25 protein-coding genes are annotated in these 26,540 nt (G+C 73.5%); 9 read left to right on the forward strand and 16 right to left on the reverse strand.

Annotated elements, in window-relative coordinates:
• Positions 1-64: 64 nt before the first annotated feature.
• Positions 65-1,573, forward strand: coding sequence for an LptF/LptG family permease (locus RM540_RS08825; RefSeq protein ID WP_311663216.1), 1,509 nt, complete (start codon positions 65-67; stop codon positions 1,571-1,573).
• A gap of 174 nt (positions 1,574-1,747) precedes the next feature.
• Here RM540_RS08825 and floT read toward each other — a convergent pair whose 3' ends face one another.
• The 4 genes from floT to RM540_RS08845 all read right to left on the reverse strand — a co-directional run bounded on the left by floT (position 1,748) and on the right by RM540_RS08845 (position 4,924).
• Positions 1,748-3,277, reverse strand: coding sequence for a flotillin lipid rafts scaffold protein FloT (gene floT / locus RM540_RS08830; protein ID WP_311663218.1), 1,530 nt, complete (start codon positions 3,275-3,277; stop codon positions 1,748-1,750).
• 76 nt (positions 3,278-3,353) lie between these two features.
• The gene (locus tag RM540_RS08835; protein WP_311663220.1) at positions 3,354-3,923 is read right to left on the reverse strand and encodes an NfeD family membrane protein; all 570 of its coding nucleotides are present in this window, start codon (positions 3,921-3,923) and stop codon (positions 3,354-3,356) included.
• 134 nt (positions 3,924-4,057) lie between these two features.
• Complete coding sequence (locus RM540_RS08840; protein WP_311663222.1) at positions 4,058-4,180, reverse strand: hypothetical protein; 123 nt, start codon at positions 4,178-4,180, stop codon at positions 4,058-4,060.
• A gap of 168 nt (positions 4,181-4,348) precedes the next feature.
• On the reverse strand, positions 4,349-4,924 hold the full coding sequence (locus RM540_RS08845; RefSeq protein WP_311663224.1) for a gamma carbonic anhydrase family protein: 576 nt from the start codon (positions 4,922-4,924) through the stop codon (positions 4,349-4,351).
• 272 nt (positions 4,925-5,196) lie between these two features.
• Between RM540_RS08845 and RM540_RS08850 the strand changes: the two genes are divergently transcribed.
• The 5 genes from RM540_RS08850 (at position 5,197) to RM540_RS08870 (ending at position 7,721) form a co-directional block, all read left to right on the forward strand.
• Positions 5,197-5,493 carry a polyhydroxyalkanoic acid system family protein gene (locus RM540_RS08850; RefSeq protein ID WP_311663226.1) on the forward strand — a complete coding sequence of 99 codons (297 nt, stop codon included), beginning with the start codon at positions 5,197-5,199 and terminating at the stop codon, positions 5,491-5,493.
• Entirely contained in the window at positions 5,490-6,200 is a 711-nt protein-coding gene (locus tag RM540_RS08855) for an EcsC family protein (RefSeq protein WP_311663228.1), read from the forward strand. Before RM540_RS08850 ends, RM540_RS08855 begins: the two co-directional genes overlap by 4 nt.
• A 93-nt stretch (positions 6,201-6,293) precedes the next feature.
• Complete coding sequence (locus RM540_RS08860; RefSeq protein ID WP_311663230.1) at positions 6,294-6,698, forward strand: hypothetical protein; 405 nt, start codon at positions 6,294-6,296, stop codon at positions 6,696-6,698.
• A 2-nt stretch (positions 6,699-6,700) separates the two neighbouring features.
• Positions 6,701-7,057, forward strand: coding sequence for a hypothetical protein (locus RM540_RS08865; protein WP_311663232.1), 357 nt, complete (start codon positions 6,701-6,703; stop codon positions 7,055-7,057).
• Between the two features lie 85 nt (positions 7,058-7,142).
• The gene (locus RM540_RS08870) at positions 7,143-7,721 is read left to right on the forward strand and encodes a hypothetical protein (RefSeq protein ID WP_311663234.1); all 579 of its coding nucleotides are present in this window, start codon (positions 7,143-7,145) and stop codon (positions 7,719-7,721) included.
• A gap of 107 nt (positions 7,722-7,828) precedes the next feature.
• Here the strand turns inward: RM540_RS08870 and RM540_RS08875 are convergent, their stop codons facing one another.
• From RM540_RS08875 to RM540_RS08915, 9 genes are all read right to left on the reverse strand, one after another.
• Positions 7,829-8,371, reverse strand: a complete 543-nt coding sequence (locus RM540_RS08875; protein WP_311663236.1) for a GreA/GreB family elongation factor — start codon at positions 8,369-8,371, stop codon at positions 7,829-7,831.
• 78 nt (positions 8,372-8,449) lie between these two features.
• On the reverse strand, positions 8,450-8,791 hold the full coding sequence (locus tag RM540_RS08880) for a hypothetical protein (protein ID WP_311663238.1): 342 nt from the start codon (positions 8,789-8,791) through the stop codon (positions 8,450-8,452).
• 59 nt (positions 8,792-8,850) lie between these two features.
• A complete protein-coding gene (gene mutS / locus RM540_RS08885; RefSeq protein WP_311663240.1) occupies positions 8,851-11,691 on the reverse strand; it encodes a DNA mismatch repair protein MutS in 2,841 nt (946 codons plus the stop codon).
• A 366-nt stretch (positions 11,692-12,057) separates the two neighbouring features.
• The gene (locus RM540_RS08890; protein WP_311663242.1) at positions 12,058-13,365 is read right to left on the reverse strand and encodes a RagB/SusD family nutrient uptake outer membrane protein; all 1,308 of its coding nucleotides are present in this window, start codon (positions 13,363-13,365) and stop codon (positions 12,058-12,060) included.
• A 55-nt stretch (positions 13,366-13,420) separates the two neighbouring features.
• A complete protein-coding gene (locus RM540_RS08895) occupies positions 13,421-16,372 on the reverse strand; it encodes a SusC/RagA family TonB-linked outer membrane protein (RefSeq protein WP_311663245.1) in 2,952 nt (983 codons plus the stop codon).
• Between the two features lie 442 nt (positions 16,373-16,814).
• Positions 16,815-17,396, reverse strand: coding sequence for a superoxide dismutase family protein (locus tag RM540_RS08900; RefSeq protein ID WP_311663247.1), 582 nt, complete (start codon positions 17,394-17,396; stop codon positions 16,815-16,817).
• A 150-nt stretch (positions 17,397-17,546) separates the two neighbouring features.
• Positions 17,547-18,062, reverse strand: coding sequence for a hypothetical protein (locus RM540_RS08905; protein ID WP_311663249.1), 516 nt, complete (start codon positions 18,060-18,062; stop codon positions 17,547-17,549).
• Positions 18,063-18,152: 90 nt separating this feature from the next.
• Positions 18,153-19,568: a DUF2254 domain-containing protein gene (locus RM540_RS08910; protein WP_311663251.1), complete on the reverse strand. Its 1,416-nt coding sequence runs from the start codon at positions 19,566-19,568 to the stop codon at positions 18,153-18,155.
• Between the two features lie 235 nt (positions 19,569-19,803).
• Positions 19,804-20,502 (reverse strand): DNA-3-methyladenine glycosylase, encoded by a 699-nt coding sequence (locus RM540_RS08915; RefSeq protein WP_311663253.1) that lies wholly within the window; start codon positions 20,500-20,502, stop codon positions 19,804-19,806.
• A 105-nt stretch (positions 20,503-20,607) separates the two neighbouring features.
• On the opposite strand from RM540_RS08915, the gene RM540_RS08920 reads away from it, so the two are divergent.
• The 3 genes from RM540_RS08920 to accD all read left to right on the forward strand — a co-directional run bounded on the left by RM540_RS08920 (position 20,608) and on the right by accD (position 23,256).
• Positions 20,608-21,543, forward strand: a complete 936-nt coding sequence (locus tag RM540_RS08920) for a DUF4097 family beta strand repeat-containing protein (protein ID WP_311663255.1) — start codon at positions 20,608-20,610, stop codon at positions 21,541-21,543.
• A gap of 105 nt (positions 21,544-21,648) precedes the next feature.
• The gene (gene tsaB, locus RM540_RS08925; protein WP_311663257.1) at positions 21,649-22,314 is read left to right on the forward strand and encodes a tRNA (adenosine(37)-N6)-threonylcarbamoyltransferase complex dimerization subunit type 1 TsaB; all 666 of its coding nucleotides are present in this window, start codon (positions 21,649-21,651) and stop codon (positions 22,312-22,314) included.
• Between the two features lie 30 nt (positions 22,315-22,344).
• The gene (gene accD / locus RM540_RS08930; RefSeq protein ID WP_311663259.1) at positions 22,345-23,256 is read left to right on the forward strand and encodes an acetyl-CoA carboxylase, carboxyltransferase subunit beta; all 912 of its coding nucleotides are present in this window, start codon (positions 22,345-22,347) and stop codon (positions 23,254-23,256) included.
• 300 nt (positions 23,257-23,556) lie between these two features.
• Here the strand turns inward: accD and gmd are convergent, their stop codons facing one another.
• The 3 genes from gmd to RM540_RS08945 all read right to left on the reverse strand — a co-directional run bounded on the left by gmd (position 23,557) and on the right by RM540_RS08945 (position 26,459).
• Positions 23,557-24,729: a GDP-mannose 4,6-dehydratase gene (gene gmd, locus RM540_RS08935; protein WP_311663261.1), complete on the reverse strand. Its 1,173-nt coding sequence runs from the start codon at positions 24,727-24,729 to the stop codon at positions 23,557-23,559.
• A gap of 66 nt (positions 24,730-24,795) precedes the next feature.
• Positions 24,796-25,782: a GDP-L-fucose synthase family protein gene (locus RM540_RS08940; protein ID WP_311663263.1), complete on the reverse strand. Its 987-nt coding sequence runs from the start codon at positions 25,780-25,782 to the stop codon at positions 24,796-24,798.
• Positions 25,783-25,853: 71 nt separating this feature from the next.
• Positions 25,854-26,459: a GNAT family N-acetyltransferase gene (locus RM540_RS08945; protein WP_311663265.1), complete on the reverse strand. Its 606-nt coding sequence runs from the start codon at positions 26,457-26,459 to the stop codon at positions 25,854-25,856.
• Positions 26,460-26,540 lie beyond the last annotated feature (81 nt).

Genomic DNA, 26,540 nt, shown 5'->3' on the forward strand with positions numbered 1-26,540 from the left:
CCCGTACGCGGACGCCGGGCGGGGCGGCGTTCCCCCGGTAGCTTGCCGCCGCCGGCACCCGCCCATGCTCACGCGCCTCCACCGCTCGCTGCTCAAGAGCCTGCCGCTCCCGTTCGCGGCGGCGCTCGTGACGCTGCTGTTCCTGCTGCTCATGCAGTTCCTCATCCGGTACCTCCCCGAGCTCGTCGGGCGGGGGCTGCCGTTCGGGGCGCTCGTCGAGCTCGTCGCGTACAGCCTGGCGTACATGCTCACGCTGGCCGTCCCCATGGCGTGGCTCATCGCGCTGCTGGCCGCGTTCGGGCAGCTGGGCGAGAGCCGGGCGTACCTCGTGGCCAAGAGCGCGGGCGTGTCGCTGCCGCGGCTGGCGTGGCCGGTGGCCGTGGCCGGGCTGCTGCTCACGGGCGGAATGATGGTCTTCAACAACCAGATGCTGCCCGAGGCCAACTACCGGATGAGCGGGCTGTGGCGCGACATCAAGGTGAGCCGGCCCGGGTTCGCGCTCACGCCGGGCGAGTTCTACACGGGCGTGAGCGGGTACGCCATCCGCGCCGACGCCATCCCGCCCGACTCGACGGGGCTCCTGGTCGGCGTGACCGTCTTCGAGTCGCGGTCGGCGGGCGGGGGCTCGGCGGTCCTCACGGCCGACCGCGCGCGGCTCCAGACGCAGTACGGCGGGCAGCGGCTGACGATGCTGCTCGAGGACGGCGAGGTCCACCACCGGCGCCCGGAGGGGACGGCCGACGCCTACGAGCGGCTCGCGTTCGGGCGCCACCGCATGGCGTTCGACCTCTCGTCGCTGGGCGGCTTCGAGCGCCGCGAGGCCGGCGGCGGCCGCACCGACCGCTCGATGCGCACGACCGACATGCTCGTCGTTCTCGACTCGCTGAACCGCCTCGTGGACGCCCGCCACGACTCGGTCCGCGCCGCGCTCGCACGGGGCGGGGCGGCCGCCGGCGACGTCACGCCGGACCTCCTCGTGCGGCCCACCGACCGCCCCGCCCTCGGCACGGTCGTGGTCGCGGGCGGGGCGGCGGACTCGGCCGCCGAGCGGGGCGGGGCGGCCGCGGACTCGCCGCCCGACTCGGCGGCCGTCGGCGCCGACCGCCCCGCCCTCTCCGGCCTGGGCGGGGCGGCGCGCGAGGCGGCCTACGACCTCGCGGCCGAGCGCGCCCGCGCCGTCCAGTACGCCGCCGGGGCGGCGGCGGCGGCGGCCTCGCTGGAGGGCCAGCAGGCCGACCGCTACCGGGTCGAGATCTACAAAAAGAACTCGATCGCGCTGGCGTGCCTCGTGTTCGTGCTCGTCGGCGTCCCGCTCGGGCTGTCGATCTCGCGGGCCGGCGTGGGTGTCGTGGCGGCACTCGCCGTGGGCGTGTTCCTGTTCTACTGGGTGTCGCTGGTCCTGGGCGAGAAGCTGGCCGACCGCGAGACGCTGCCGCCGGCGGTGGGGATGTGGGCGGCCAACGTCATCGTCGGCGCCCTCGGCGTCTACCTCGTGGCGCGCGAGACGCGCGACCCGGCGTGGCGCGACCCCATCCGCGCCCTGGCGGGGCGGTTCCGCCGGCGCGGCGGCTGAGCGGGCAGCGGGCGGTGCACCACCCCGCCCGCGACGCGGGGCAGATCGGACGCTGTAGGGGCGACCGGCGGCCGCCCGCGTGGGCGGCGCAGTGTGCGACGGCGGGATCGGGCGCCACGTCACGGGCGGGGCGGCGTCGTCCAGGACCGCCCCGCCCCCGCCGAGCGGCCGGCCTTACTTCTCCGCCCCGCCCGGCGCGATGAGGGAGGGCGGGGCGGCCGGGGGTGCCGAGCCGTCGCCGGAGACTGACGCCGTGCGCTTCGTCTCGCCCCGCCCGTCGCGCCGCTCCGCCCCGCCCGTGGCGAAGCGCTGCGCGAGCGCGCCCAGGTCGACGCCCGTGATGCCGCGGACGAGCTCCGGCGTCGTCGCCATGAGCTGCGCGACGGTGTCGGTCACGCGGCCGGCGCCGGCGCCCGAGCCCGTGTCCACGACCGTCAGCTTGTCGATGGACGCGAGCGGCTTCGAGACCTCGCGGGCCAGCTCGGGCATCATCTTGGCCAGCAGGTCAAGCACGGCGGCCTCGCCGTACTTCTCGAACGCGTCAGCCAGCTTTTCCTTGGCCTCGGCCTCGGCGAACCCGCGCTCGCGGATAACCTCGGCCTCGGCGAGACCCTCGGCGCGGGCGCCCTCGGCGCGGGCGCGGGCCTCGGCCTCGATCTCGAACTGGCGCGCCTCGGCCCGGCGCATCTGGCGGAGCTTGTCGGCCTCGGCCGCCTGCTCGACGGCGTAGCGGTCGGCGTCGGCCTTTTTCTTGACCTCGGAGTCGTACTGCTTTTCGCGCCGCTCGATCTCCAGCTTCTCGAGGTCCACCTCGCGCTGCTTCCGCACGAGCTCGACCTGCATCTGCTCCTCGACGACGGCCCGCTGGCTCGACGCCTCCTGGACCGAGTACGCGAGGTCGGCCGCGGCCTTGGCCGTGTCCTCGTCCTTCTTGAACGCGGCCACCTTCAGCTCGCGCTCCATCGTCGCCTCGGCCACGTTCGTGTCGCGGACGAGCTCGGCCTTCTGGCCCTCCTCGTCGGCGTTCGCCTTTTTGATGCGGGCGTCGCGCGTGGCCTCGGCCTCGGCGATGTCGGCGTCGCGCTTGATGGCCGCGATGCGCGGGCGGCCGAGCGCTTCGAGGTACCCGTTCTTGTCGCGGACGTCCTTGATCGTGAAGCTCACGATCTGGAGCCCCATCTTCTGCAGGTCGCGCGCGGCGACCGACTGGACCTCCTGGGCGAACTTGTCGCGGTTGCGGTAGACCTCCTCGACGGTCAGCGTACCGAGGATGGCGCGGAGGTGGCCTTCGAGCACCTCGCGGGCCTCGACGCGGAGCTCCTCGTCGGGCTTGCCCAGGAACTGCTCGGCGGCCGTCGCCACGTGCTCGACCGACGAGCCCACCTTGATCACGGCCACGCCGTCGGTCATGACCGGGACGCCCTCGGCCGTGTAAACCTCGGGCGTCATGACGTCGAGCTTGTGCGAGAGCAGCGAGAGGTGCTCCCGCTGCTGCACGATGGGGACGATGAACGCTCCGCCCCCACGGACGATCTTGACTTTCCGGGCGCTCTCGTCGGTCAAGACGTTTTTGCCGCCGAGCGCGGCGCCGGTGATGATCATGGCCTCGTCGGGCGAGACCGTCTTGTAGCGGCTCGCGACGAGCATCACGATGAGCACGACGGCGACGACGGGGAGGACGATCGCGAGGAGGGTCGGGTCCATGGGAGCTGGGGGTACTCGGTACGGGGTACAGGGTACGGGAGGCAGTACCGCGTACCCGGTACCCCGTACCTGCGCGTCAGCGCGTCTGGAGGCGGGGTGGAAGCGCCCGCTGCTCGGGCGACGTTTCGGTGTCAGTCCGGTCGAGCGGGGCGACGAGGAGCACGCCGTCGCGGCCCACCTCGACGACGACGACGGCCGTGCCCGACGCTATCGCGTCGCCCGAGAACGAGGCGGCCGTCTGGAACGTGGTGCTCGCCCCCATGCGGACGACGACCTCGCCGAAGCCGCCGGCCGGCACGCCCGTCGTCAGCTCGCCCGTCTTGCCGGCGTACTCGCGGACGGAGAACCCGGTCGAGTTCTCGCTCTGCTTCATCGGCCGCACGTAGGCCACGTGGAGCACGACGGCCGCGAGCACGGCGACGGCGGCGGCGGCGGCCACCTCGGGCACGGGCGCGAGGTCGGCGTAGGCGTCCAGGAGCAGGCCCGCCCCGCCGAACACGGTCACGCCGGCGACGCCCGAGAGCGGGTCGAAGGCGTCGACCGCGTCGAGCGCGTCGACGACCGCCTCCAGCGCCTCGCCGGCGAGGACGAGGAGGAGCGAGACGGCAAAGCCGCCGCCGAGGCAGTACCAGTAGAGCGTCGTCATGGACGCGCGGGCGGGGTGGCGAGTGGGGCAGCGCCGGCCTACGGGTCCGGCGTCCCCCTAGTTACGCACGCCGCCCCGCTCGGGGAACTCTTTTAGAGACCGACCTTCGGCGACCGACTGCGCGCCACCGCGCGCTACCCGTAGACCCGGTCGAGCACGTCGAGCGGGCGGGGCGGGGCGGTCCGGTGGAGGACGAGGAACGAGGCGAGGCAGGCGAGGCCGACGGCGGCGAGCGACCCCAGGCGGAGCAGGGACATGGGCGCGGAGGCGGGCGATGCACGCAGCTCCCCCAAACGTCAAGCCAAACAAGGGGAAGCGTCGCCGCCGCCGTCTTTAGCTGCCCGGACGGGGTCGCACGCGGGACAGCGGACCGCCCCGCCCGCCGAGCGGGGCGGCCACCGCCAGGGCGAGCCGGTGCGGTCGCGTTACGATCGACCCGGGCGGTCGTCGGTGTAGAACGGGTTGGCTGCGCCGCCGCCCGGGTCGGGGCGGTCCAGCCCCAGGTACATCCGGCTCATGCGGACGTAGTGCCGGGCGTTGGCGCGGTTGGCCTCCACCTCGTCGTCGGTCAGCGGCCGCACGACGCGGGCGGGGAGGCCGACGACCAGCGAGCGGGGCGGGACGACCACCCCGCCCGCTACGAGCGCCCCGGCCCCGACGATGCTCCCCGCTCCGATCACGGCGCCGTCGAGCACGACGGCGCCCATTCCGATGAGCACGCCGTCCTCGACTGTGCACCCGTGGACGACGGCGTTGTGGCCGACGGTCACGTCGGCCCCGATTCGGCACGGGTGCGTCCCGCGCGAGACGTGGACGGTCGCGTTGTCCTGGACGTTCGAGCCGGCCCCGACCTCAATCCAGTGGACGTCGCCGCGGAGCGAGGCGCCGTACCACACGCTGGCCCCGTCGCCCAGCGTGACGTCGCCGACGACGGCGGCGGTGTCGGCGACGAACACGGGCGACCCGAGGCGGGGGGAGCGGCCGAGGAAAGCGGAGGTCATGGGGACTGGGGACTGGGGACTGGGGACTGGGGACTGGGGACTGGGGACTGGGAAGGTGTGCGGCCGCCCCGCCCGGTGCAACCGGAGGAAGATCACCACCCCGCCCCGCGGCGCTGGCGTTCCGGGGGCGGGGTGGCTGCCAGAGTCAGGCGCCGACGCCGGGCCGCCCCGCCCTCGGCGCGCCGCCCTTCTCGGGGATGCCCCGACCGCGCGGACCGAACCGTGGGGGCGGGGTGGCGTACGCCCCTCCCCCTCTCCCACCCCGCCCGTCTGTGGCCGACATCGACCTGACCCGCCCGCACGACCTCGGCCTCGACGGCGCACGGCGTGCGGCCGACGCCGTCGCCGAGCGGCTCCGCCGGGAGTACGGCGTGACGGCGGAGTGGGAGGGCGACTCGATCCGCCTCGATGGACGGGGCGTCCGGGGCCGCCTCGACGCCCAGCCCACGGCCGTCCGCGTGACGGCCTCGCTCGGGCTCGCCGCCCGGCCGTTCCGCCGCGCCCTCCGGCGCGAGATCGAGCGTGAGCTCGACGCGTTCGCCCCCTCCGCCCCACCCCCGACCCCATGAACGCCACCGTCCGCCGGTTCGTCCTCGACCGCCTCTACCCGTCCGTCGTCGACGGCCTCCCGTCGCTGGGGACGCCCGCCGAGTTCGCCGCGAGCGCCCGCGCCCAAGGCGGCACGGTCGACGAGCAGGCCGACCGGCTCGTCCGCCGCCACGTCGCGCTCTCGAGCGCGGCCGGCTTCCTGAGCGGGCTCGGCGGGTGGATCACGCTCCCCGTCGTGCTCCCGGCCAACCTTGTCGGCGTGGCCTCGATCCAGATCCACATGGCCGCGTCGATCGCGGCGCTGGCCGGCCACGACCCGCGCCAGGGCGGGACCCGCCAGCGCGTGCTGGGGTGCCTCGTGGGCTCCACGCCCGCCGACCCCGCCCGCGACGCCGAGCAGGAGACGCTCGACCGCTTCGGGCTCAAGCTGGCCGAGCGCGGCCTGAACTTTGTCGTCTCGAACGCCGCGCGTGCGGCCAAGTGGGGCGCCAAAAAGGCGGCCACGCGGACCGTCCGGCGGCGGCTCCTCCGCGGCATCCCGCTCGTGGGCGGGGTGATCGGGGCGGCCTCCGACGGCTACGTGACGGCGAAGGTGGCGCAGGTGGCCCGCGAGGAGTTCCTCGGCGGCATCCCCGAGCCCAGCGGCCCCGACTTCCCCCCGTCCAGCGGCGACGGCCTCCCGGACGGCGTCGTCCCGGCGCCGACGGACCGCGAGACGACGCTCTAGCCCCTCGGGCGGGGCGGCCGCCCCGCCCCTACGAGCGCGCCGGGCGGGGCGGCTCCTTCTCCCTCTCTCTTCTCACCCCCTGATTTCTCCCTAATGGACACCATTCCCAACGAAACCGAAGCCGCTGAAGTCAGCGCCCTCGTCGACTCGCTCGAAGGCGGGCTCTTGCAGATCCCGCTGGCCAAGGCCATCAACCGGATCGACGACTGGCGGCGGAAAGTGACCGAGACGGAGCGCGAGGACCTCCAGCCGATCGCGGCCGGGCTCGGCGAACTCCACCAGTCGCTCGTCGGCGAGGGCGTCGACGGCGTCCGCATCGGCTCGATCTTGGTCCGCCTGGGCGAGCAGACCGAGGAGGCCGCTGGCAACGTGGCCCCGGCGACGACCGGCGACACCAACGAGGACCTCGTCAAGGGGCTCCAGCGGCTGGGCTCGCTCCTCCGCCACGCCGGCGCCGCCATGACCGGCGCTCCCTCCTCGACGACCAACGACCTCTAGACATGCGCGGATCGACACCCGACACCAACCGCGACACGCTCGACCAGACCGCGGCGGCCCTCGACGGGCCGATCACGAGCCTCACGCCGTCCGCCGCCCTCGGCATGGTCGACCTGTGGCGGACGGCCTGCCTGGACGCCGACGGCATGGACCTCAGCGGCGTCGCCGCCGGCCTCAGCGACCTCCGCGACCTCCTCTCGGGCGACTCGCTCGACGGCCGCGCCATCGCCGACACGCTCGCCGGCCTCGCCGACTCGACGCAGGCCGCCGCCGCGCAGGCCGACGACGACCGCCTCCGGCCCACGCTGGAGCGGCTCGCCACGAACCTCGGCCGCGCCGCGACGGCGCTCGGCGCCTAGCGCCCGCCGCCCCGCCCCGCGGCTGGACTGCGGGCGGGGCGGCCGCATCTTCTCTTCCCCCTTCTACTCTACCCTTCTCTACACTATGCCCACCGACCGACCGACCGACGACGGCATCTCGATTTTCAGCACGCTCGACGCCTTCAAGGACGGCCTCACAACGACCCTCTCCCGCTCTGCCGCCGCCGACGTGTGCCGCGGGTGGATGGAGAAGATCGAGGCCGCCGACCGCCCCGAGCTCAACGGCATCCGCGACGGGCTCCGCACGCTCGCCCGCCAGCTCGACGACCAGCAGGCCGAGGGGACGGCGACGGCCGCCGACATCGGCAACACGATGGAACGGCTCGGCGCCCACACCGCCGAGGCCGCCGGCACCGTCGACGAGGACCACCTCCGCGACCCGCTCCGCCGCCTCGGCGGCTACATCAAGGCGGCCGGCATCGCCCTCGGTGGCGGCTCGCGGCCGGACGAGATCCAGGGCATCTCGACCGAGCTCGAGCCCACGCCCGGCGACCCCGAGCTCCGCTCGGTCAACGAGGCGCCGGACCTGTCGAAGCAGGCCGCGGGCGGGGCGGGCACCAAGACGTCGAACGCCCGGCTGGCCGACGACGTCCACGACACGCGCGGCGACGAGACGCCAGGGACGGCGCTCAACCCGAAGTAGCGCTCCCCCGCCCCGCCCTCGGCGGCGGGACAGCAACGCGTGAGCGGGGCGGTCGGCGCGAGTCGGCCGCCCCGCCCGTCTGTCCGGGCTGCCCGCCGCCCCGCCCTCTACGGAGAGTCGACGTCTGGGGGCGGGGCGGCGTCCGCGCGGGCGATGGACACGACGGTCAGCGGCTCCTCCCCGCGCGGCGTCTTCAGCAGGCCCGTCTCGCCGACCGCCTTGCCGATGACGGCCCGGGCGATGGGGGCCGTGAACGCGACCGCCCCGCCCTGCGGCGAGCCGCCGCGCGCGGCCGCCTCGTCCACGCCGACGATCTCGAACGTGCGGCGGTCACCGTCGGCGCCCTCGACCTCGACGGCCGTCCCGAACCGGACGCGGTCGAGCGACACGCGCTCGGGGTCGACGATCTGGGCGGTCGCGATCCGCTCGACGAGCACTTTGAGCCGGCCCGTGACCCACTCCCGCTCGCGGGCGTCGGCGTCTTCTGTCCCCAGTGCGGCCCGCTCGGCCTCCAGGCCGGTCTTTTCGGCGCGGAGCGCGGCCAGCCCGGCCGGCGTGACGTAGTTGGGGACGCCCTGCGGGAGCGGCGGGCGGGGCGGGATGACGAGCGGCGCCTCGGGGGCGCCTTCCTTGACAAAGGCTCGGCTCATGGTGGGCGGGGTGGGTAACAACAAAAGCGGGGCGGCCCCCGAGAGGACCGCCCCGCCACGGGGTCAGACGTCTGAGCCCTACATGCTCATCCGGTTCGTCTCGTAGACGCTGTACTCGTTCTCGTCGAGCAGGCCGTCCGCGTTGGCGTCGTACGTGCCGAAGTCGGCGTCGCCGATCCCGGTGTTGTACTCGTCCTCGGAGATGAAGCCGTCCGTGTCGATGTCGTAGGTGGCGAAGCCGTCGCCGAGGACGTCGGCGTCCGGCTCACCGGGCTCGTCGATGATCTCGCCGTCGCCGATGACGTCGGCGCGGTCGCCGACCGGGGCGCCCTCCTCGTAGGCCTCCTCCGTCGGGCTGTCCGCGCAGGCGGCGAGGCCGATGGGGAGGGAAAGGGCAAGGGCTAGGGTGAATGCGCGCATGGGTGATGCGGGGGGGTGAAGAGTCCCGCTCTTACCTGAGCGTTCCCCCAGATGGTTCCCTACCCCTCTGCTGTTCGTTTTAACTCCGCGAGAGCCATGAGCGCTTCGATGGGCGTCATGCGGTCGGGGTCGAGGGCGCCGAGCCGGTCCAGGACGTCCGTCGCGATGGGGTCCGGGAGGTGGAGGGCGACCGGCGCCTCGGACGGGGCCGGCACCCCGCCGACCGCCGCTCGGGGCGGGGCGGGCACGCCGTCGCCGCCCGCGGGCGGGGCGGCGCCGCGGACGCCGACCTCGGCGGCCACGTCGTTCGCCTCGAGGTGGCGGAGCACGTCCTTGGCGCGCGCCACGACCTCGGGCGGGAGGCCCGCCATGCGCGCCACCTCGATCCCGTAGCTGTGGTCCGCCCCGCCCGGCACGAGCGTGCGCAGGAAGACGACGCGGCCGTCGTGCTCCTGAACGCGGACGCTGTAGCTCTGGACGCGCGCGAGCCGCTCCGAGAGCGCGTCGAGCTCGTGGTAGTGGGTCGCGAAGAGCGTACGCGCCGCCTTCTCCGGCGTCTCGTGGAGGTGCTCGACGATGGCCCAGGCCAGGCTCAGGCCGTCGAACGTGCTCGTGCCGCGGCCCACCTCGTCGAGCAGGATGAGCGAGCGCTCGGTCGCGTTGTTGAGGATGTTGGCCGTCTCGTTCATCTCGACGAGGAACGTCGACTCGCCGGCGGCCAGGTTGTCGGACGCGCCGACGCGCGTGAACAGCGCGTCGACCACGCCCACGCGCGCGCGCGCCGCCGGCACGAAGCACCCGACCTGGGCCAGCAGCACGACGAGCGCCGTCTGCCGCAGGACCACGCTCTTGCCGGCCATGTTCGGCCCGGTGATGAGGAGGACCTGCCCCGCCCCGCCCGCGTCTGCGCTCTTCTCGCCCGCCCCGCCCGCATCGGCCTCGACCGCCCCGCCGTCGCCCTCGGGCGGGGCGGCGTCGCTCGGGCGGGGCGGGGCGGCCAGGCGGACCGAGTTGGGGATGAACGCCTCGCCGGCCGGCAGCGCCTGCTCGACGACCGGGTGCCGCCCGTCGACGACGTCGAGCACGAGGGAGTCGTCCACCTGGGGGCGGGCGTACCCGTTCCGCTCGGCGACCTCGGCGAACGAGGCCAGCACGTCGAGGGCCGCGAGCGCGCGGGCATTTTCCTGGACCGGCTCGACGGCCTCGGCAACGGCGTCGCGGAGCTCGGTAAACAGCCGCGTCTCCAGGGCGACCGACTTTTCCTGCGCCGTCAGGATCGTCTCCTCGTACTCCTTGAGTTCGGGCGTGATGTAGCGCTCGGCGTTGACGAGCGTCTGCTTCCGCGTCCACTCGGGCGGGGCCTTGTCCTTGTGGGCGTTCGTGACTTCGAGGTAGTACCCGAACACCTTGTTGTAGCCCACCTTGAGGCTGGGGATGCCAGTCCGCTTCGACTCGCGCGCCTGGAGCGTGGTGAGGTACTCCTTGCCCGAGCCGGCCGTCTCGCGGAGCTCGTCGAGCTCGGCCGAGTAGCCGGCGCGGATCGCCCCGCCCGCGGCGAGCGTCGCCGGCGGCTCGTCGGCGAGGGCCGCCCCGATCTGGTCGGCCGTCTCGTCGCACGGCGTGAGGCGCTCGCGGAGGCGGCCCAGGAGCCCCGCGTCTTCCCCGCCCAGCGCGGCCTGGACAGCCGGCACGCGCCGGAGCGTGGCGCCCAGCGCCACGAGGTCGCGCGGCGTGGCGCGGGCCGTGCACACCTTCCCGCACAACCGCTCCAGGTCGCCCACGTGCCTCAACTCCTCGCGGACCGCCCGCCGCAGCCGGGGCGACGTGTAGAGGGCGTCGACGGCGTCCAGCCGGGCCGTGATGCGGCCGACGTCGCGGAGCGGGCGCACGAGCCACTGCCTCAAGAGCCGCCCACCCATCGGCGTGAGCGTCGCGTCGAGCACGCCGACGAGCGAGCCGTCGCGGCGGCCGTCCTGCATGGACGCCACGAGCTCCAGGTTCCGCTTGGTCGCCGGGTCGAGGGCGATGTGGTCCTCGGAGCGGTACCGCTGGAGCCGGCGGACGTGCGGGATGCGCCCCTTCTGCGTCTCGCCCAGGTAGTACAGCGCCGCGCCCGCCGCCGTCACGCCGACCGTCAGGTCGTCGACGCCGAACCCTTTGAGGCTGTGGGTCTGGAAGTGGCGGAGGAGCGTCTCGGTCGCGAAGTCGAGCCCGAACACCCAGTCCTCCTGCTTGGTGACGGCGAATGGCACCGCCCCGCCCTGGACGGCTCGGACGGCGTCGTGGAGCCGGTCCACGTGCCGCTTGTCGACGACGACCTCGGCCGGGGCCACGGTCTGCAAGAGCGAGCTCAGCCGCTCGGCGGGCGCTTCGGTCAGGTAGAACTCGCCCGTCGAGGCGTCGGCAAAGGCGAGCCCGACCGTGCCTGCGCCCTGGCCGCGCCGGCCAGACGGCTCGCCCCAGGCCACGGCGGCGAGGTAGGTCGAGCGCTTGGACTGCAAGAGCGGGTCGCGGAACGCGACGCCCGGCGTCACCACCTCGACCACGCCGCGCTTTACGATCTTGCGCGCGTACTTCGGGTCCTCCAGCTGCTCGCAGACGGCGACGCGGTGGCCGGCCTGGACCAGCTTGGGCAGGTGCTGGTCGAGCGCGTGGTGCGGGAAGCCCGCGAGCGGCGTGTCCTCGGCCGCCCCGTTCCCCCGCTTCGTCAGCGTGATCCCGAGCACGTCGGCGACGACGACGGCGTCGTCCTCGAACGTCTCGTAGAAGTCGCCCATGCGGAAGAGGAGGAGCGCGCCGGGGTGGCGGTCCTTGATCTTCCAGTACTGCCGCATGAGCGGCGTCTGCTTCTGGCGCGTCTGGTCCTTCTTGGACAGGAAGAGGTCGTTCTGCTCAGCCACGGTGCCCGGTTGTCGCGTGGGCCGCAAGCTAGCGGCGCCCGGTGCCGCCGTCGTGGCACGCCACCCCGCCCTCGCCGCACGGCGGGCGGGGCGGTCACCCAAACCGACGCCGCCCCGCCCGGAGCGGTCGGTCGGGGCGGTCGGGGCGGTCGGGGATTCTCCAACCCCTGTGCGCCCGCAGGGCTGTTAGGTTCTCCTCTGGCAACGTCCCACCCACTCCGTCATTCCCGCGCAGGCGGGAATCCAGGGGCGAGGGCGGGGCGTGGAGTACCCGCAGGACGGCTTCAGACGGGCGCGGCCGTCGGGGTTGAGATCCCCCGCTTCTCTAACGTAACGGCCCTGCCTGTGCGGCCGGGGGCGGGGCGGCTAGACGTTCTCGGTCTCCGGGATCGGGAACTGCCGGAACACATCGTCGCCCTCCCGGTCGATCGGGAGCGTGCCCAGCCGGTCGTACCGGCGGAGGTCGATCCAGCGGTGGCCCTCGGCGTAGAGCTCGTACCGCCGCTGGCGGAGAATCTCGTCGATCAGCGAGTCGCCGGCGTAGTCGCTGAGGGAGGCGTTGTTGCGGATCACGTTGACGTCCTGGACCGCCGCGGCGCGATCACCGAGTTGGGCGTTGGCCTCGGCGCGCAGCAGGACCAGTTCGGCGTTGCGGACAATCGGGATGGGCGAAACCGACGTCTCGTACACGTCTGTGTCGAACTTCGACGTGAGCCCGTCGAAGGTCCGGGCCGTCTCGCGCTCCTCGACCTTCGAGATCCGCGTGTCGCCGTCCTCGATGTCGTCGACGAACCCGGGCTGGGCGAGGACCCCCTCCCCGCCCCCGCCGAGCGCGAAGAAGAACGGGTTCTGCACGTCGCCGGCGCCGGTCGAGAACACGTGGTAGGCGCCGATCGTGAGCGGGGCCTCGCTGTCAATGAACGAGCCGTCGAGCGCGTCGAGCACGCCCTGCCAGTCCTCGCGGTAGGCGTCGACGCGGGCGGCGAGCGCCCGGTTGATCTGGCGGTACCCGGCGACCGTCTGCGGGACGTCCTGCCCGATCGTCGTCTCGAAGAAGAACTCCTCCGAGCCGGAGGCCAAGTTCTGCGCCCCCTCGTCGAAGAGCGCCGCGATCCGGTCGAGCGCCTCGTCGTACCCCACTACCTCGCCGGCCGCGTCCTCGCCCGGCTCGATAAACCGGATGCCGTTCTCGAACGTGAGGTTCAGGTTCAGGAGGTACTGGTACGCGATCCACGTCTGGGCGAACCCGCGGGCCGCCGACGTCTCGGCGTCCGGGAGCGTCTCGTTGGCGTCGAGCGCGACGAGCATCGTGTTCGCGTTCCGGATCGTCCGGTACCGCGAGATCCACGGGGTCAGGAGGTAGAACGTGTTGTTGTCGAGGACCGACGAGCCGCCGCCCAGGAGGTCCTGCGTCAGGCGCGGGTCGGACGGGCTGATCCGGTAGTACTCGCGGCCGATCACGCCGACGTCCGCCAGGTACGTCCCGAGCCCGGTCCGAGCCGAGGACTCGACGCCGACGGCGACGTTCGCGATGGCCGCCTCGGTCGGGTTGTTGAGGATGTCTTCGAGGGCCGGGCCGTTCGGGTTCGGCCGGTCGTTCACCTCGACGAGGTCGCAGCCCGAGGCCAGGACGGCGAGCGCGAGGGCGGCGGCGGCGGTGCGGGGGGAGATCATAGGACGCAGGAGGGGAGGAGAGCCGGGGGCGGGGCGGGCAACCCCAACGGGCACCTTAGAGGCCGACGCGGACGTGGACGTTGAACGTCCGCGACGACGGGAACGGGGCCACCTCGACGCCCGACGCGACCGGGCTGCTTCCGAAGTTGCTCACCTCGGGGTCGTAGCTCTTGTAAGGCGTGATCGTGAACAGGTTGTTGGCCGAGACCCCGACGCGGAGCGTCCGCAGGCCGCCGGCGAGCGGGCCGAACAGGGACGGGGCCACGTCGTAGTACAGGCCGACCTCGCGGAGCTTGAAGTACGACGCGTTCTGGACGAACCGGCGGGCGCCCGACGCGTCCAGCCGCTGGAGGCCGTCCGCCGTGCCGTCGCCGTCGTTGTCCTCGTCGAAGTCGGGGCTCGTGCCGAGGAGGTCCGAGAGGAGCTCGGTGAGGTTGATGTTGTCGCCCCCCTTTTTCCAGTGCCCAAACACAGTCAGGCGGAGGCGCCGGGCGATGGCGATGTCGTTGAAGAACGACATCTGGAAGTCTGGTGAGACGTCGCCGAGCGCGACGACCTCCCCGTCCTCGTCCGTCCCGACGATCTGGGTCGGGCTCCGGCCCTCCTCGATCCGAATCGACCCGAGCGTGTTCCCAAACCCGCCGCCGATGGCCTGGAACGGGGGCACGGTCAGCTCCGTGATCTCGGCGTCGTTGGCCCAGAAGCTGGTCCGCGAGATCCACTGGACGAGGTCGGTGCTCACGGGGACGAGGCTGAGCCCGAGCTCGACCCCGTTGTTCCGGAGCTGGCCCCCGTTGAACGTCTCGATCGTGAACCCGCTCGACGGCTCGACCTGGCGGTCGAGGATGAGGTTGTCGACGACCTTGGTGTAGGCCGTCGCTTCGAGGTTGACGCGGCCGCCGAAGAGCGTGAGGTCGAGGCCGCCCTCGAATTCCGTCGCCCGCTCAGGCTCGATGCCGGCGAACCCGCGCCGGCCCTCGAGCACGAGTCCGGCGTTGCTGGCGATCGTCGAGGTTCCGAACGTGGTGAACTTGGACCCGAACGGGGCCGTGTTCCCCGTCTGCCCGAACGCCGCGCGGAGCTTGAAGAGGTCGACCGCCCCGCCCTCGAGGACGCCCAGGTTCGTGAGGTTGAGCGCGAGCCCGGCCTTCGGGTAGGCGTAGTAATCGCTGACGTCGCCGTTGGCCGACGACCGCTCGACGCGGAGGCCCGCCGTCGCGATGACGGCGTCGCGGTAGCTGACCTCCTCCTGCGCGAAGAGCGCCCGGTCGTTCTGGAAAAAGCGGTTCTGGTTCGTCTGGATCGACGAGGCCAAGTTCAGGTTCTGCTGGTCCGGGATGAGCCCACGGGACACCGTGAGCACGTTGTCGAACTCCTGGTCGAACGCCGTGAGCCCGGCCTGCGTCGTGAACGAGAGGTCCCGGCCCTCGGGCGCGTAGGCGTGGACGGCGAGGAGTTGGACGTTCGTGTTGAGGTTCGTCGTCCGCCCCAGCGACGACGTCCCGGGCAGCTCGTCGTCGGGCTCGAACTGGAGCTGGACCGGGAACAGGTTGGCCTGGTCGAGCGCGTAGTAGTCGACGCCGCCGACGCCGATCAGCTGGAGCGACTGCGTCGCGCTCGTGAGCAGGTTCACGGTCGCCTTGCCCGACCCGAAAAAGCGGTTGTTCGTCTCCTCGATCGTCGCGAGGTCGCGGGTCTGGAGCGGGTTGGCCGCGTTGAACGGGTTGTCCGGGAACTCGCCGTCGGCGCCCGGCCGGAGGTCGACGAAGCTGGGCGTGGCGAGGAGCCCGACGCCGAACGTGGCCCCCGAGTTGTCGTTGCCGGTGATCCCGCGGTTGGCGACCGAACGGACGTAGTTGGCGTTGGCGTCGACCTCGAACAGGTCGCTCAGCCGGTGCGTCAGGTTGATCCGGCCCGACTGCTTCTCGTAGCCGGTCCCGGCGACGATCCCCTCGTCGTCCTTGACGATGCCGGAGACGTAGAACTGGGTCCGGTCGTTGCCGCCCGAGACCGAGAGGTTCGTCGTGAGGAGGAGCCCGTCGTTCCCGAACAGCTCCTCTTCGAGGTCGAAGGTCCGGCCGCCGGCGGCGTTGAACGCGGCGAGCCCGGCAGGGCCGTACGTGGCCTCGGCGGTCGCGGCGGTAAACTGGCGGCTCCCCAGCGTCCGCTGGATCGAGGCGACCCCGACCGTCTGCGAGAGCGAGACCTCCGTCCGACCCGCCGCCCCGCTCTTCGTGCGGATCACGACGACGCCGTTCGAGGCGCGGGCGCCGTAGATGGCGGCGGCCGACGGCCCTTTCAGGACCTCGATCGACTCGATGTCCTCGGCGGGGAGGTCGGCGATCCGGCTGACGGGGTTGTCCTGGCTCGAGGCGTTCCCGCCGCCCGACGCCTCCGAGACCGCGTTGGTCCCGTTCGAGACCGCGTCGTTCGACACGATCACGCCGTCGACGACGTAGAGCGGCTGGCTGTTGCCGTTGATCGTCGTGATCCCGCGGAGCCGGATGTTGATGCCGCCGCCGGGGGCGCCGGAGTTCGAGTTCACGACGGCCCCAGTGATCTTGCCGTTGAGCGCGCCGTCGAGCGTCTGCGGCGTCGTGACCTCGGAGAGCTCGCGGGCCGAGATGGTCTCGACCGAGATGGCCGAGTTCGACCGCTTCACCGACGTCCCGAGCCCGGTCACGACGACTTCGTCGAGCCCGAGGAGGTCCTCCTCGAGGGCCACGTCGACCACGGTCTGGCCGGGCTCGACGGTCACGGTCTCCGTCCGGTAGCCGACGAACGAGTACTCGAGCCGGCGCTGGCCCGGCGGCAACTCGATCTCGTACCCCCCGTCGACGTCGGTGCGGACGCCGATCGTCGAGGCGAGGACGACGACGGTCGCGCCGGGGATTGGCTGGCCGCTGGAAGCGTCGGTGACGGTCCCGCTCACGGTCTGAGCCGAGGCGAGGGCGGGGAGGAGCACGAAGGCCACCACGAGGGCGGCCCGGTTCGTAGAAAGGATCATGGAGAGTCGGCAGGTAAACCGAGAAATCAGGCGCTAGTCTACGCCATTTCTCCACGGCCGCGTCATCCGATTCCCCACCCCGCCCCGAACTGTCGAGATCGGCGGATGAATGGTCCTCCACCCCGCTCGATAGGTCGTCGCGGCCGGCGTGACCGTCACTGCACGGCCAACGGCGCTCCGGCCGCCGCCGGTGACGTTGCCGAGGTCGCCGGCTTAACGCCCGCCGTACGCGTCCGAGCCGCGGCGCGCGGCGCAGACGTCTCCCCGCCCGATTAGAAAGCCGCTCCCGCAGAGGCGCCCCCGCCTCAAGAAGCCCGATGCCGCCGCCCCGCCCCCGCGGGCGGACTCGCGCGGGCGGGGCGGAACGGAACGGCGCCCGCCGCCAAGGAAGGCAGCGGGCGCCGGTGCGCGCGGGCGGGGCGGGCGCCCGCTCTGGGCGCGCTTACAGGAAGTCCCGGGCGTCCGAGATCACGCCGCAGCCGATCCGGCCGCCCGAGTTGCCGCCGGGGTCGGTTTCGAGGTCGTCGCGGTTCGCGTGGACGACGACCGAGCGGCCCTCGACGGGACGGACGCCGTCGAGCGAGACCTCATCGGTCGCCACGATGGCCGAGACGCGACCAGCCGCGTCGGCCGTCACGTTGCCGAAGTCGCCGGCGTGCTTGTCGTCGGCGTCATCGGTCGGCGCCCCGTGGTCGTTGGTGTCGAGCGGGTCGTAGTGGCCGCCAGCCGCCCCGCCCACTTCGGCGAAGCCGTCCGCGTCGTGGTCGCCCCGCCCGCAGTCGCCGACGGTGTGGAGGTGGAAGCCGTGGACCGAGTTGGGGGCGAGGCCGGCGAGCGCGACCTCCATGCGGAGGACGTCGCCGGTTTGCCGGAACGCAACCGTCCCGGTCACGCCGGTCGTGGTGTCGGTGGGGGCCGAGATCTCGGCCGTTGCCACCCGGTCGATGATGTCGTCGTCGTCGCTGTCGCACGCGGCGAGCGCGAGGGCGGGGAGGAGGACGAGGAGGGGGGTGTATCGGGACATGTGTCGGGGAGGAGTGCGACGGCCCCTCACGCCGCCCCGCCCTCGCCAGTTCGGGCGGGGCGGCCGGTTCGGGGGTGGTCCACCCCGCTCGCCCGTACCGCGCCGGGCGGGGCGCTCAGGAGACGCCCGAGCGGGCGGGGCGGCTGCCCCTCAGCGGAGGCCGCCCGCGACGTCGACGCGGAACTCGTTCGAGACGACGGCGCGGGACTCCGCGGGCAGCCCGCCCTCGACGGCCGTCGCCACGGCGGTCACGAGCCGGTACGTACCGGGCACGGTCTCGGGCGCCGGCCCCGGCAGCCACTCCGGCGCGCAGCGGTCACCCGTGCAGCCGTGGAAGCCGGCTACGTAGTCCACCGACTCACCCGGCGCGACGGCCAGGGGCTGGCTGAGGCAGAGCAAGTAGACGGGGTTGACGGCCACGACCCATTCGCTGCCCACGCGCTTTTCCAAGACCGGCGACTCGGGCAATTGGCACCCTGTGAAGTAGACCGTCTCGTCGGACGCGTTGGTGTAGGTCAGGCCGGCCTCGAACGTGACGGCGGAGCTCGTGACCTGGGCGCGGTAGGCGCGGGCGTCCGTCAGCAGCTCGGCGTCGGACACGGGCGCCCCGTTGGAGTCGCACCCGGCGGCGACGAGGAGAACAGCGGCGAGGGCGGGGCGGCGCATGGGGGCGGAGTCAGGGCGAAGCCCGGCGAGCGTACGGCGGCCGCCCCGCCCCGTTCAAGGCACACCGACCGCCCCGCCCGGGCGGGGCGGTCAGGCCGTGCCGCCGACGACGTCGGTCTGGGCCGCGAGCGCTTCGAAGCCGACGTGGCCGGCCAGCAGCCGGGACACGTCGCGGTGGCGCTCGCGGACGTCGCGGCGGTCGGCGTCGATGGTGAGCGAGTCCGTCGCCCCCTGGAGCAGCGCGTCGGCCTGCTCGCGGAGGGCCTCGCGCTGCGAGCGGTCCGCGACGCGGCCGGCCACCTCGCCGATCGTCGTGAGGGCGTGGAGCGTCGCGTTCCGGTCGGCGACGACGTACGGGCGGAGCTGACTGTAGACGTCCTCGACGAACTCTCCGAAGGTCGTCGGCTGGGCGACCACACGGAGCGCACCGCCCTCGTCGTGGCGGGTCGGTTCGGGGAAGTCGCGGGCGGCCAGGCTCTTGAGCGCCGCGCTCAGCCAGTCGAGGCACGAGACGGCCGTGAACGGGTCGTTGACGCCGGGCGAGAGCGCGCGCGCGGCGATCTCGACTAGCTCGTCGACGAGGAAGCGCGTGTCCTGGCGGGCCGTCCGCTGCGAGCCCCACGCGAACGACGCGCGGACGTCGGCCGCGACCTCGTCCGTCACGCGGTCGGGCGGCCACGCCAGGACGAGCGCGTCGCCGGCGGCCACGAAGTCGCCCGGCCGGTGGCGCACGCGGACGACGAGGTCGTGCGCCGTCGCGAGGTCGAGGAGCGCCTCGGCGTCGACGCCGCGGACGTAGCCGGCGCCGTCGGCCGCGACCCGACGGGCCTCGTCGAAAAAGCCGTCGGGCATCGACGTCTGCGCAGTCGGGTCCCGCCCGGCCTCACGCGTCGTCCCGGCCTCCCCGATCCGCTCGGGGAACAGCGACTCGGTCCGGTCGAGGAGGTCGCGGCCCACGCCGGCCACGAGGTTCGAGACGTGGATGCTCTCGGGGACGTGGTGGATGAAGAAGATGAACACGCCGATCGAGGCCAGCGTGAGCGCGAGCGCCCCCAGGATGGCGAGGTGCGGCACGAACTCGCCCACCCCGCCCGCCTCGTCGGCCGAGCGGACCGTGCGGAGCACGAGGAGGCAGTAGAGGAAGGTGGCGATAAAGGTGCCGAGCGTGACTTGGTTGCCGCGGTCGTCCATGAAGTTGGTCAAGAGCCGCGGCCCGTACTGGCCCGTCGCGTAGACCACGCTCGCGATCGTGATCGAGAACGTGACGCCGGCCACGCCGATCATGGACCCGGCGACGGTCGACAGGAAAGCCCGGGCGCCCTCGGGCCGGGTCCCGTCCTGGAGGAACGAGACGGCCTCGACCCACCCCGCCCCGACAAGCCCGTCCGCGCGCGTGAGGCCCAGCGCGAGCGCCGCCGCCGCAACCGCCATGAGCGACGGGATGAACCAGTAGCTCGAGCGGACGGTGTCCCAGGTGTCGAGGACGCGGGCGCGGATCGGGGGCATGGGCAGGGCGTGGCGGGGCAGCGGGCGGGGCGGCCGTGAGACCGCGCCGGACGCGGGCGAAGATCCCCGCCCCGCTCAGCACCAGGGGCATGCTGAGCGGGCAGCGAGAGCAAGGCGCCCGAGCGGTGGGCGGGGCGGCCACGGGCGGGGCGGCGCCTTCTCTGGCCGCCCCGCTCGCATCGGACACGGCGAGCCGTGTCCCTACAGGTGCCTTCCGGTAGGCGGGGGGAAGCTGTCACCGCCCGCCCCGCCCCGTCTTGCGCGCGAGGCGGACGTCGCTGGGCTCGCCGGGCGACACGAACGGGCTGTCGGTGACGAAAAAGCGGTAGTCGAGGTCCGCCCCGCGCGAGATCCCGATCCGGCTCGACACCGCTACGCGCGCGTCCTCGACCGCCCCGCCCTCGCCGCGCGCGAAGTACAGGGGCGGGGTGGTCAGGTCGGCCCCGTGGAACCGGCTGGCCGTGGCGCCCGGCCCCTCGGCGATCCCCAGCGCCTGCGTCAGCTTGCCCGGGCCGTTCGTGAGGTCGCGCCGGCGGCGGACGGACGGCGGGCGGTTCCGCGTCATGGCCTCCTCGCCCTCGACCGGCTCGATGGCGCGGACGAGCACGGCGCCGGGCTCGCCCTCGGGCTCGGTCACCACGTTGAGCAGCCAATTCGTGTAGTACACGTTGTACACGTAGGCCGTGCCCGGCGCGGCGAACAGGTCGCGCGCGCGGCCCTCGGGCTGAACGCGGCCGGTCGGCCCGAACGTCGCCTTCCACCCGTGCATAGCGGGGTCGTCGGCGAGGTAGGCTTCGGTCTCGACGACGCGGCCCGCGAGGCGGCCGTCGTCGGGCGACTCGTACACGAGGAGCGCGCCCAGCAGGTCGCGCGCGACGTCGAGCGTGGGGCGGGCGAAAAAGGCGCGGTCGAGCGGTCGGGGCGGGGCGGGCACGGGGCGAACGCGGGGGCGAGCGGGCGGGGCGGTGTAACTCGGCGGGCGGCAGGCCCGTCTGCGGAGCGCACGTCCTACCCACCCCGCCCCCGCGGCGGTCCGCCCATGCCGACGCCTCCCCGCCCCCGCTTCCAGCGCCTCGCGCTCCTCGTCCTCGGCGCGCTCCTGGTCGCGCTCGGCGCCGACCGGCTCGCCGAGGCCGCCCCGCCCGCGTCGGCCGAGGCGCCAGCCGCCCCGCCCGCCCTGCTGTCGGCCGCGGCCGACGAGCTGTTCCGCGAGTCGTTCGACGTCCGCCCCGGCGACGACCTCGTGGTCGACCTCGGGTCCGAAGCCGTCGTCGTCGAGACGGGCTCCGGCGACCGGGCGCTCGTGACGGTCGAGGGCCGAGGGCGCGACGCCCGGCGCGAGTTCGAGCGCCGCCGGTTCACGGCGCGCGCCACGCGCGGCCGGCTCGACGTGCGCACCGACCCGCCCCGGCGCGGCTTCCGCATAGGCCGGACGGACGCCCAGTTCACGGTCACCGTCCGCGTGCCCGAGCGGTTCAACGTGTCTGTCGACGTCGGGTCCGGCGCCGTCCGTGTCGGTCCCAGCCTCCGCGGCGACCTCCTCGTCGACACGGGCTCCGGCGCCGTCCGCGTCGGCGACGTGACGGGCGGGCGGATCGAGATCGAGACCGGCTCGGGCGCCGTCCGCGCCGGTCGGCTCGTGGGCAACGTCTCGATCGACACCGGTTCGGGCGCCGTCGCCGTTGGATCTGTCGACGGGCCGGCGTCCATCGACACGGGCTCCGGCGCCGTCTCGCTGACGCTCGCGTCCGCGGCGGAGACCGAGGTGGACACGGGCTCGGGCTCCGTCTCGATCGTGCTCGCCCGGGGCGCCGGGTTCGACGTCGAGCTCGACGGCGGCCGCGTCTCCATCGACGACGCGCTCGACTTCCGCGGCCGCCGCGAGCGCCGCGAGGTCGAGGGCACGGTCGCAGGGGGCGGCCCCCGCCTCACGGTCGACACCGGGAGCGGCGCGGTCCGCCTCCGCGCGCAGTAGCCCGCGCGGGCGGGGCGGACCAGGAGGGCGGACCCAAAGGGCGGAGCGATCTTGCGGCCTTCGCCCCGCCCTCTGCTCCACCCCGCCCCACCCTTTGGGTCCGCCATGCTCACGCTCGGTATCGAGACCGCCGCCGACGTCTGCGCCGTCGCCCTGCTCGACGGCGACGACCTCCTCGTGCGCTCGGCCGTCCACGTGCCGCGGGCGCACGGGCGGCGGCTGGCCCCGCTCGTCGCCGAGGCGCTGGCCCACGCCGGGCGCGACGCCGCCGACCTCGACCTCGTCGCCGTCTCGGCCGGACCGGGCTCCTACACCGGCCTCCGCATCGGGATGTCGACGGCCAAGGGCCTGTGCCTGTCGACCGGCGCCGGCCTCGCGGCCGTCCCCACGCTCCGCGCCCTCGCCGACGGCGTGGGCGGGGCGGTCGTCGTGGCGCTCCCGTCGCGGCGCGGCGAGGTCTACGCGGCGCTCTACGACGGCGACGCCGAGGTCCGCGAGCCGACGGCGCTCGCCCTCGACGACCTCGCCGGCTGGCTCCCCCCCGCCCCGCCCGGCGGCTTCGCCCTCGGCGGCCCGGGGGCGGGGCGGATCGCGGACGCCGACCCCGAGCGCCCGTGGCGGCGCCTCGCGCTCGTGCCCGACGCCGTCGCCGTCGCCCGCCGCGGGCAGGCCGAGGCGCGGGCGGGGCGGCTGGCCGACCTCGCCGCCGCCGAGCCGGCCTACCTCAAGCCGGTCGCGGCCGTCCGCCCCCGGGGTATCTTCCCCGGCTGAGTCCACCCCGCCCCCTGCGGCCCCCTTCCCATGGCATGGTTTAAGCGCCAGTCGGCCGGCATCCAGACCCCGCGCCGCGACCGGAACGAGACGCCCGAGGGCTACTGGCAAAAGTGCCCCGAGTGCGGGACGGTCACGAGCCAGCACGAGCTGGAGGAGAACGTGCTCGTGTGCCCGTCGTGCGGCCACCACTTCCCGATGGCTGGGCTAGGCTACCTCCGCCTCCTCTTCGACCAGGGCGCGTTCACGCGCTGGGACGCCGACCTCCACTCGATCGACCCGCTCGACTTCGTCGACCGCAAGGCGTACCCCGAGCGGATCGCGGCGGCCGAGGAGAAGACCGGCCTCAACGACGCCGTCGTGAGCGGCACCGGGACCGTCGGCGGGCACCCCATGTCGATCGCGGCCATGGACTTCTCGTTTATCGGCGGCTCGATGGGCTCGGTCGTCGGCGAGATCATCACGCGCGCCATCCGCCGGGCCGTGGACGAAGACCGCGGGTGCCTCGTGATCAGCCAGTCGGGCGGGGCGCGCATGATGGAGGGCGCGCTCTCGCTCATGCAGATGGCGAAGACGAGCGCCAACCTCGCGGTCCTCGCCGAGCGCGGGCTCCCCTACGTCTCGCTCCTCACGCACCCGACGACGGGCGGGGTGACAGCCTCGTTCGCCATGCTGGGCGACCTCAACCTGGCCGAGCCCGGCGCGCTCATCGGCTTTGCCGGCCCGCGCGTGATCCGTGAGACGATCGGGCGCGACCTCCCGCGCGGCTTCCAGACGGCCGAGTTCCTCGTCGACGAGGGCTTCGTCGACCGGATCGTCCCGCGCACCGAGCTCCGCGACACGCTCGTCCACCTCCTCGACCTCATCCGCGAGGACGAGAGCGTGGCCGACCGCCCCGCCCCGGCGTTCGCGGCGAACGGGCAGGAGGCCCCCTCAGGGTAGGTACAGGGTACGAGGTACGACTCTCGTGCAGGATCGGACGATCTTCTGAGTGTTCAGCGTCCAGACCGAGCGGGGCGGGGTGGGACGAGTCCCCCTCCTGGATAGGAGGGGACACCGCGCAGCGTCGGCGCAGCCAGGGGTGGTGGACGGGCGGGGCGGCTCGGGTGAGGCATAAACGTCCAGAGCTGGTACAAGCCTCTCGGGCCGTGTACCCTGCACCTCGTACCCCGTACCCCCCTCAAACGTGCTGGAAGAGCGGGGCGGCCGGCGCTACAAGAACCGCCCCGCCCAGACGCCCCGCTACGCGGGCGGGGCGGGCACGCGGGCGTCCGACGGGCCGGCGCTGGCGCGCGCCTCGCGCTCGGCCTCGGCGAGGTCGTGGGCCACCATCTCGGCCGCCAGCTCCTCGACCGTCGTCGTGGGCCGCCAGCCCAGCTCTCGCTCGGCCTTCGAGGCGTCGCCCAGGAGCAGGTCCACTTCGGTCGGCCGGTAGTAGGCCGGGTCGACGCGGACGACGGCGGCGCCGGTGTCCGTCCGCCGGCCGACCTCGCCCTCGCCCGCCCCGCCCCACTCGATCCCCACGTCGCGCCCGACGGCGGCGAAGGCGGCGGCGAACGCCCACTCGCAAAAGGCGCGGACCGTCGTCGTGCGGCCGGTCGCGAGCACCCAGTCGCCCGGCGCGTCGTGGCGGACGATCCTCCACATGCCCTCGACGTAGTCGCGCGCGTGGCCCCAGTCGCGGCGGGCGTCGAGGTTGCCCAGGTAGACGGTCTCCCTGGTGCCCAGCGCGATCCGGGCCGCGGCCCGCGTGATCTTGCGCGTCACGAACGTCTCGCCGCGGCGCGGGCTCTCGTGGTTGAACAGGATGCCGTTCGAGGCGTGCATGCCGTACGCCTCGCGGTAGTTGACCGTCATCCAGTAGGCGTAGAGCTTGGCCGCGGCGTACGGTGAGCGCGGGTAGAACGGCGTCGTCTCCGACTGCGGCGTCTCGACAGCCTTCCCGTAGAGCTCGCTCGTCGACGCCTGGTAGAACCGCGTCGTGCCGCCCAGCCCCAGGATGCGGATGGCGTCGAGCAGGCGGAGCGCGCCCACGCCGTCGGCGTTGGCCGTGTACTCGGGCGTCTCGAACGAGACGGCCACGTGGCTCTGCGCGGCCAGGTTGTAGACCTCGTCCGGGCGGACGTCCTGGACCAACCGGATGAGGTTGGTCGAGTCGGTCATGTCGCCGTAGTGGAGCCGGAACCGGACGTCGTCCTCGTGGGGGTCCTGGTAGAGGTGATCCACGCGGTCCGTGTTGAACGAGCTCGCGCGCCGCTTGAGCCCGTGGACCTCGTACCCCTTGGCGAGCAGGAGCTCGGCGAGGTACGACCCGTCCTGGCCCGTGACGCCGGTGACGAGCGCGCGCGGACGCGCCGAGCGCGCGGGCGGGGCGGCGCCGTTGGCGGTTCCGGTCGGGGCGGGGCGGTCGGTCATCGGTCGGGGCCGCCCCGTCCCCGGCAGAGGCCCGTGGTGGGCGGGGCGGCGGCGGGCGGGGTGGCGTCAGGCGTCGGCGAGCGCCTCGCGGTACCACGCGTAGGTCTGTGCGATGCCGTCGCGGAGGGCGGTCTCGGCGGTCCACCCGAGGCCGTGGAGGCGCGAGACGTCGAGGAGCTTGCGCGGCGTGCCGTCGGGCTTGGACGGGTCGAGCACGATCCGCCCCGCCCCGCCCACGACGTCCTGCACGGTCTGGGCCAGCTCCAGGATGGAGAGGTCCTCGCCCACGCCCGCGTTGAGGAGCCCGTCCGGCGCCGCCTCGCGCAGCCGGTCTTGAGGCGTCTCCAGCACGAAGCGGACGGCCGCGGCGAGGTCGTCGGCGTGCAGGAACTCGCGGCGCGGCGTGCCCGAGCCCCAGAGCTCCAGGTCGGCGTCCGCCCCGCCCGGCCCGGCGCCGCGCGCCTCGTGCGCCTTGCGGATGAGGGCGGGGAGGACGTGGCTGGACTCCGGGTCGAAGCTGTCGCCCGGCCCGTAGAGGTTGGTCGGCATGAGGCTCACCATGTCGTCACCGTGCTGGCGGTGGAACACCTCGGCGAGTTCGAGCCCGGCGATCTTGGCGACGGCGTAGGCCCGGTTCGTCGGCTCGAGCGGCCCGGTCAGCAGGTGCTCCTCGCGCATGGGCTGCGGGGCCAGCTTCGGGTAGATGCACGACGAGCCCAGGAACAGGAGCCGCCCGCGCTGCCCCACCCCGCTCTCGTGGGCCGCCTCGATCACGTTGAGGGCAATCGCGAGGTTGTCGGCCAGAAAGTCGGCCGGGCGCGTGCTGTTGGCGAGGATGCCGCCGACGGTCGCCGCGGCGACGACGACGTGGTCCGGCCGCTCCTCCTCGAACAAGGCGTCGACGGCGGCCCGGTCGCGGAGGTCGGTCTCGGCCCGCGTCCGCACGACGAGGTCGTCGTACCCGGCGGCCTCCAGATTGCGCACGACGGCGGAGCCGACGAGCCCGCGGTGGCCGGCCACGTAGATCCGGGCGTCGGGGCGGGACAGGTGCATGGGCGGGGCGGTTCTGAAGGCGGGGCGCAGGATAGGGGCCGCCCCGCCCGAGCGGGGCGGCCGGCGGGACGCTAGTCGGTCGAGGAGTCGGCCGGTGCGTCCGTCGAGGATTCAGTCGAGGAGTCGGCCGGCGCGTCGGCGAACCGGAGGACCTCGTCGGCCGGCTGGTACGACTCGCCGTAGAACTCCCGGTCGCGCCACGTGTGGACGTGCTCGTAGATCGCCCGCATGTGGTCGTAGACGTCGGCGTCGGACGTCGACGGGTCGGGCGACCAGTAGAGGATCTCCAGGTCGTTCTCCTCGCCCGTCGCGAGCGACCGGCGGCGGTAGGTGAACGACTCGGCCCGGCGGAACCCCTCGCGCTCGTAGAACCGATGGCGCTTGACGGTGTCGGTGTCCTCGTACGAGGCCGGCTCGACCTCGAGGAGGATCGGCTTGCCGATCGCCTTGAGCCGGTCCAGGAGCGTCCGCCCGAGCCCTTGCCCCCGCGCCCCGGCCGTCACGAGGAGGTAGTCGACGAACGTAAAGTCTGTGCCCTCGACGTAGAGCAGGACGTGGTTCGGGCCTTGGTCGATCCGGTACACGTCGGACCGCTCGGCGAGCAGCGCCTCGACGTGCTGCTTCGACTTCATCTCCTCGACGGGAAAGTATTCGTTGAGTTTGTCGTACCAGCTCATACGGGCGGGGTGGTGGGGTCTTTCACAGGGATACGCTGCCGCGCGTGCCGCGACGTGCCCCCCGTGTGAGCGCTCCGCCAA

The sequence above is a fragment of the Rubrivirga litoralis genome (genome assembly GCF_031846415.1).
In the GTDB taxonomy this organism is placed as follows: Bacteria; Bacteroidota; Rhodothermia; order Rhodothermales; family Rubricoccaceae; genus Rubrivirga; species Rubrivirga litoralis.

Excerpts from the sequence above, each read along its gene's own strand:
- RM540_RS08825 (WP_311663216.1), top strand. The coding sequence starts at position 65 with ATGCTCACGCGCCTCCACCGCTCGCTGCTCAAGAGCCTGCCGCTCCCG.
- floT (WP_311663218.1), bottom strand. The coding sequence starts at position 3,277 with ATGGACCCGACCCTCCTCGCGATCGTCCTCCCCGTCGTCGCCGTCGTG.
- RM540_RS08835 (WP_311663220.1), bottom strand. The coding sequence starts at position 3,923 with ATGACGACGCTCTACTGGTACTGCCTCGGCGGCGGCTTTGCCGTCTCG.
- RM540_RS08840 (WP_311663222.1), bottom strand. The coding sequence starts at position 4,180 with ATGTCCCTGCTCCGCCTGGGGTCGCTCGCCGCCGTCGGCCTCGCCTGC.
- RM540_RS08845 (WP_311663224.1), bottom strand. The coding sequence starts at position 4,924 with ATGACCTCCGCTTTCCTCGGCCGCTCCCCCCGCCTCGGGTCGCCCGTG.
- RM540_RS08855 (WP_311663228.1), top strand. The coding sequence starts at position 5,490 with ATGAACGCCACCGTCCGCCGGTTCGTCCTCGACCGCCTCTACCCGTCC.
- RM540_RS08860 (WP_311663230.1), top strand. The coding sequence starts at position 6,294 with ATGGACACCATTCCCAACGAAACCGAAGCCGCTGAAGTCAGCGCCCTC.
- RM540_RS08865 (WP_311663232.1), top strand. The coding sequence starts at position 6,701 with ATGCGCGGATCGACACCCGACACCAACCGCGACACGCTCGACCAGACC.
- RM540_RS08870 (WP_311663234.1), top strand. The coding sequence starts at position 7,143 with ATGCCCACCGACCGACCGACCGACGACGGCATCTCGATTTTCAGCACG.
- RM540_RS08875 (WP_311663236.1), bottom strand. The coding sequence starts at position 8,371 with ATGAGCCGAGCCTTTGTCAAGGAAGGCGCCCCCGAGGCGCCGCTCGTC.
- RM540_RS08880 (WP_311663238.1), bottom strand. The coding sequence starts at position 8,791 with ATGCGCGCATTCACCCTAGCCCTTGCCCTTTCCCTCCCCATCGGCCTC.
- RM540_RS08890 (WP_311663242.1), bottom strand. The coding sequence starts at position 13,365 with ATGATCTCCCCCCGCACCGCCGCCGCCGCCCTCGCGCTCGCCGTCCTG.
- RM540_RS08895 (WP_311663245.1), bottom strand. The coding sequence starts at position 16,372 with ATGATCCTTTCTACGAACCGGGCCGCCCTCGTGGTGGCCTTCGTGCTC.
- RM540_RS08900 (WP_311663247.1), bottom strand. The coding sequence starts at position 17,396 with ATGTCCCGATACACCCCCCTCCTCGTCCTCCTCCCCGCCCTCGCGCTC.
- RM540_RS08905 (WP_311663249.1), bottom strand. The coding sequence starts at position 18,062 with ATGCGCCGCCCCGCCCTCGCCGCTGTTCTCCTCGTCGCCGCCGGGTGC.
- RM540_RS08910 (WP_311663251.1), bottom strand. The coding sequence starts at position 19,568 with ATGCCCCCGATCCGCGCCCGCGTCCTCGACACCTGGGACACCGTCCGC.
- RM540_RS08920 (WP_311663255.1), top strand. The coding sequence starts at position 20,608 with ATGCCGACGCCTCCCCGCCCCCGCTTCCAGCGCCTCGCGCTCCTCGTC.
- tsaB (WP_311663257.1), top strand. The coding sequence starts at position 21,649 with ATGCTCACGCTCGGTATCGAGACCGCCGCCGACGTCTGCGCCGTCGCC.
- accD (WP_311663259.1), top strand. The coding sequence starts at position 22,345 with ATGGCATGGTTTAAGCGCCAGTCGGCCGGCATCCAGACCCCGCGCCGC.
- gmd (WP_311663261.1), bottom strand. The coding sequence starts at position 24,729 with ATGACCGACCGCCCCGCCCCGACCGGAACCGCCAACGGCGCCGCCCCG.
- RM540_RS08940 (WP_311663263.1), bottom strand. The coding sequence starts at position 25,782 with ATGCACCTGTCCCGCCCCGACGCCCGGATCTACGTGGCCGGCCACCGC.
- RM540_RS08945 (WP_311663265.1), bottom strand. The coding sequence starts at position 26,459 with ATGAGCTGGTACGACAAACTCAACGAATACTTTCCCGTCGAGGAGATG.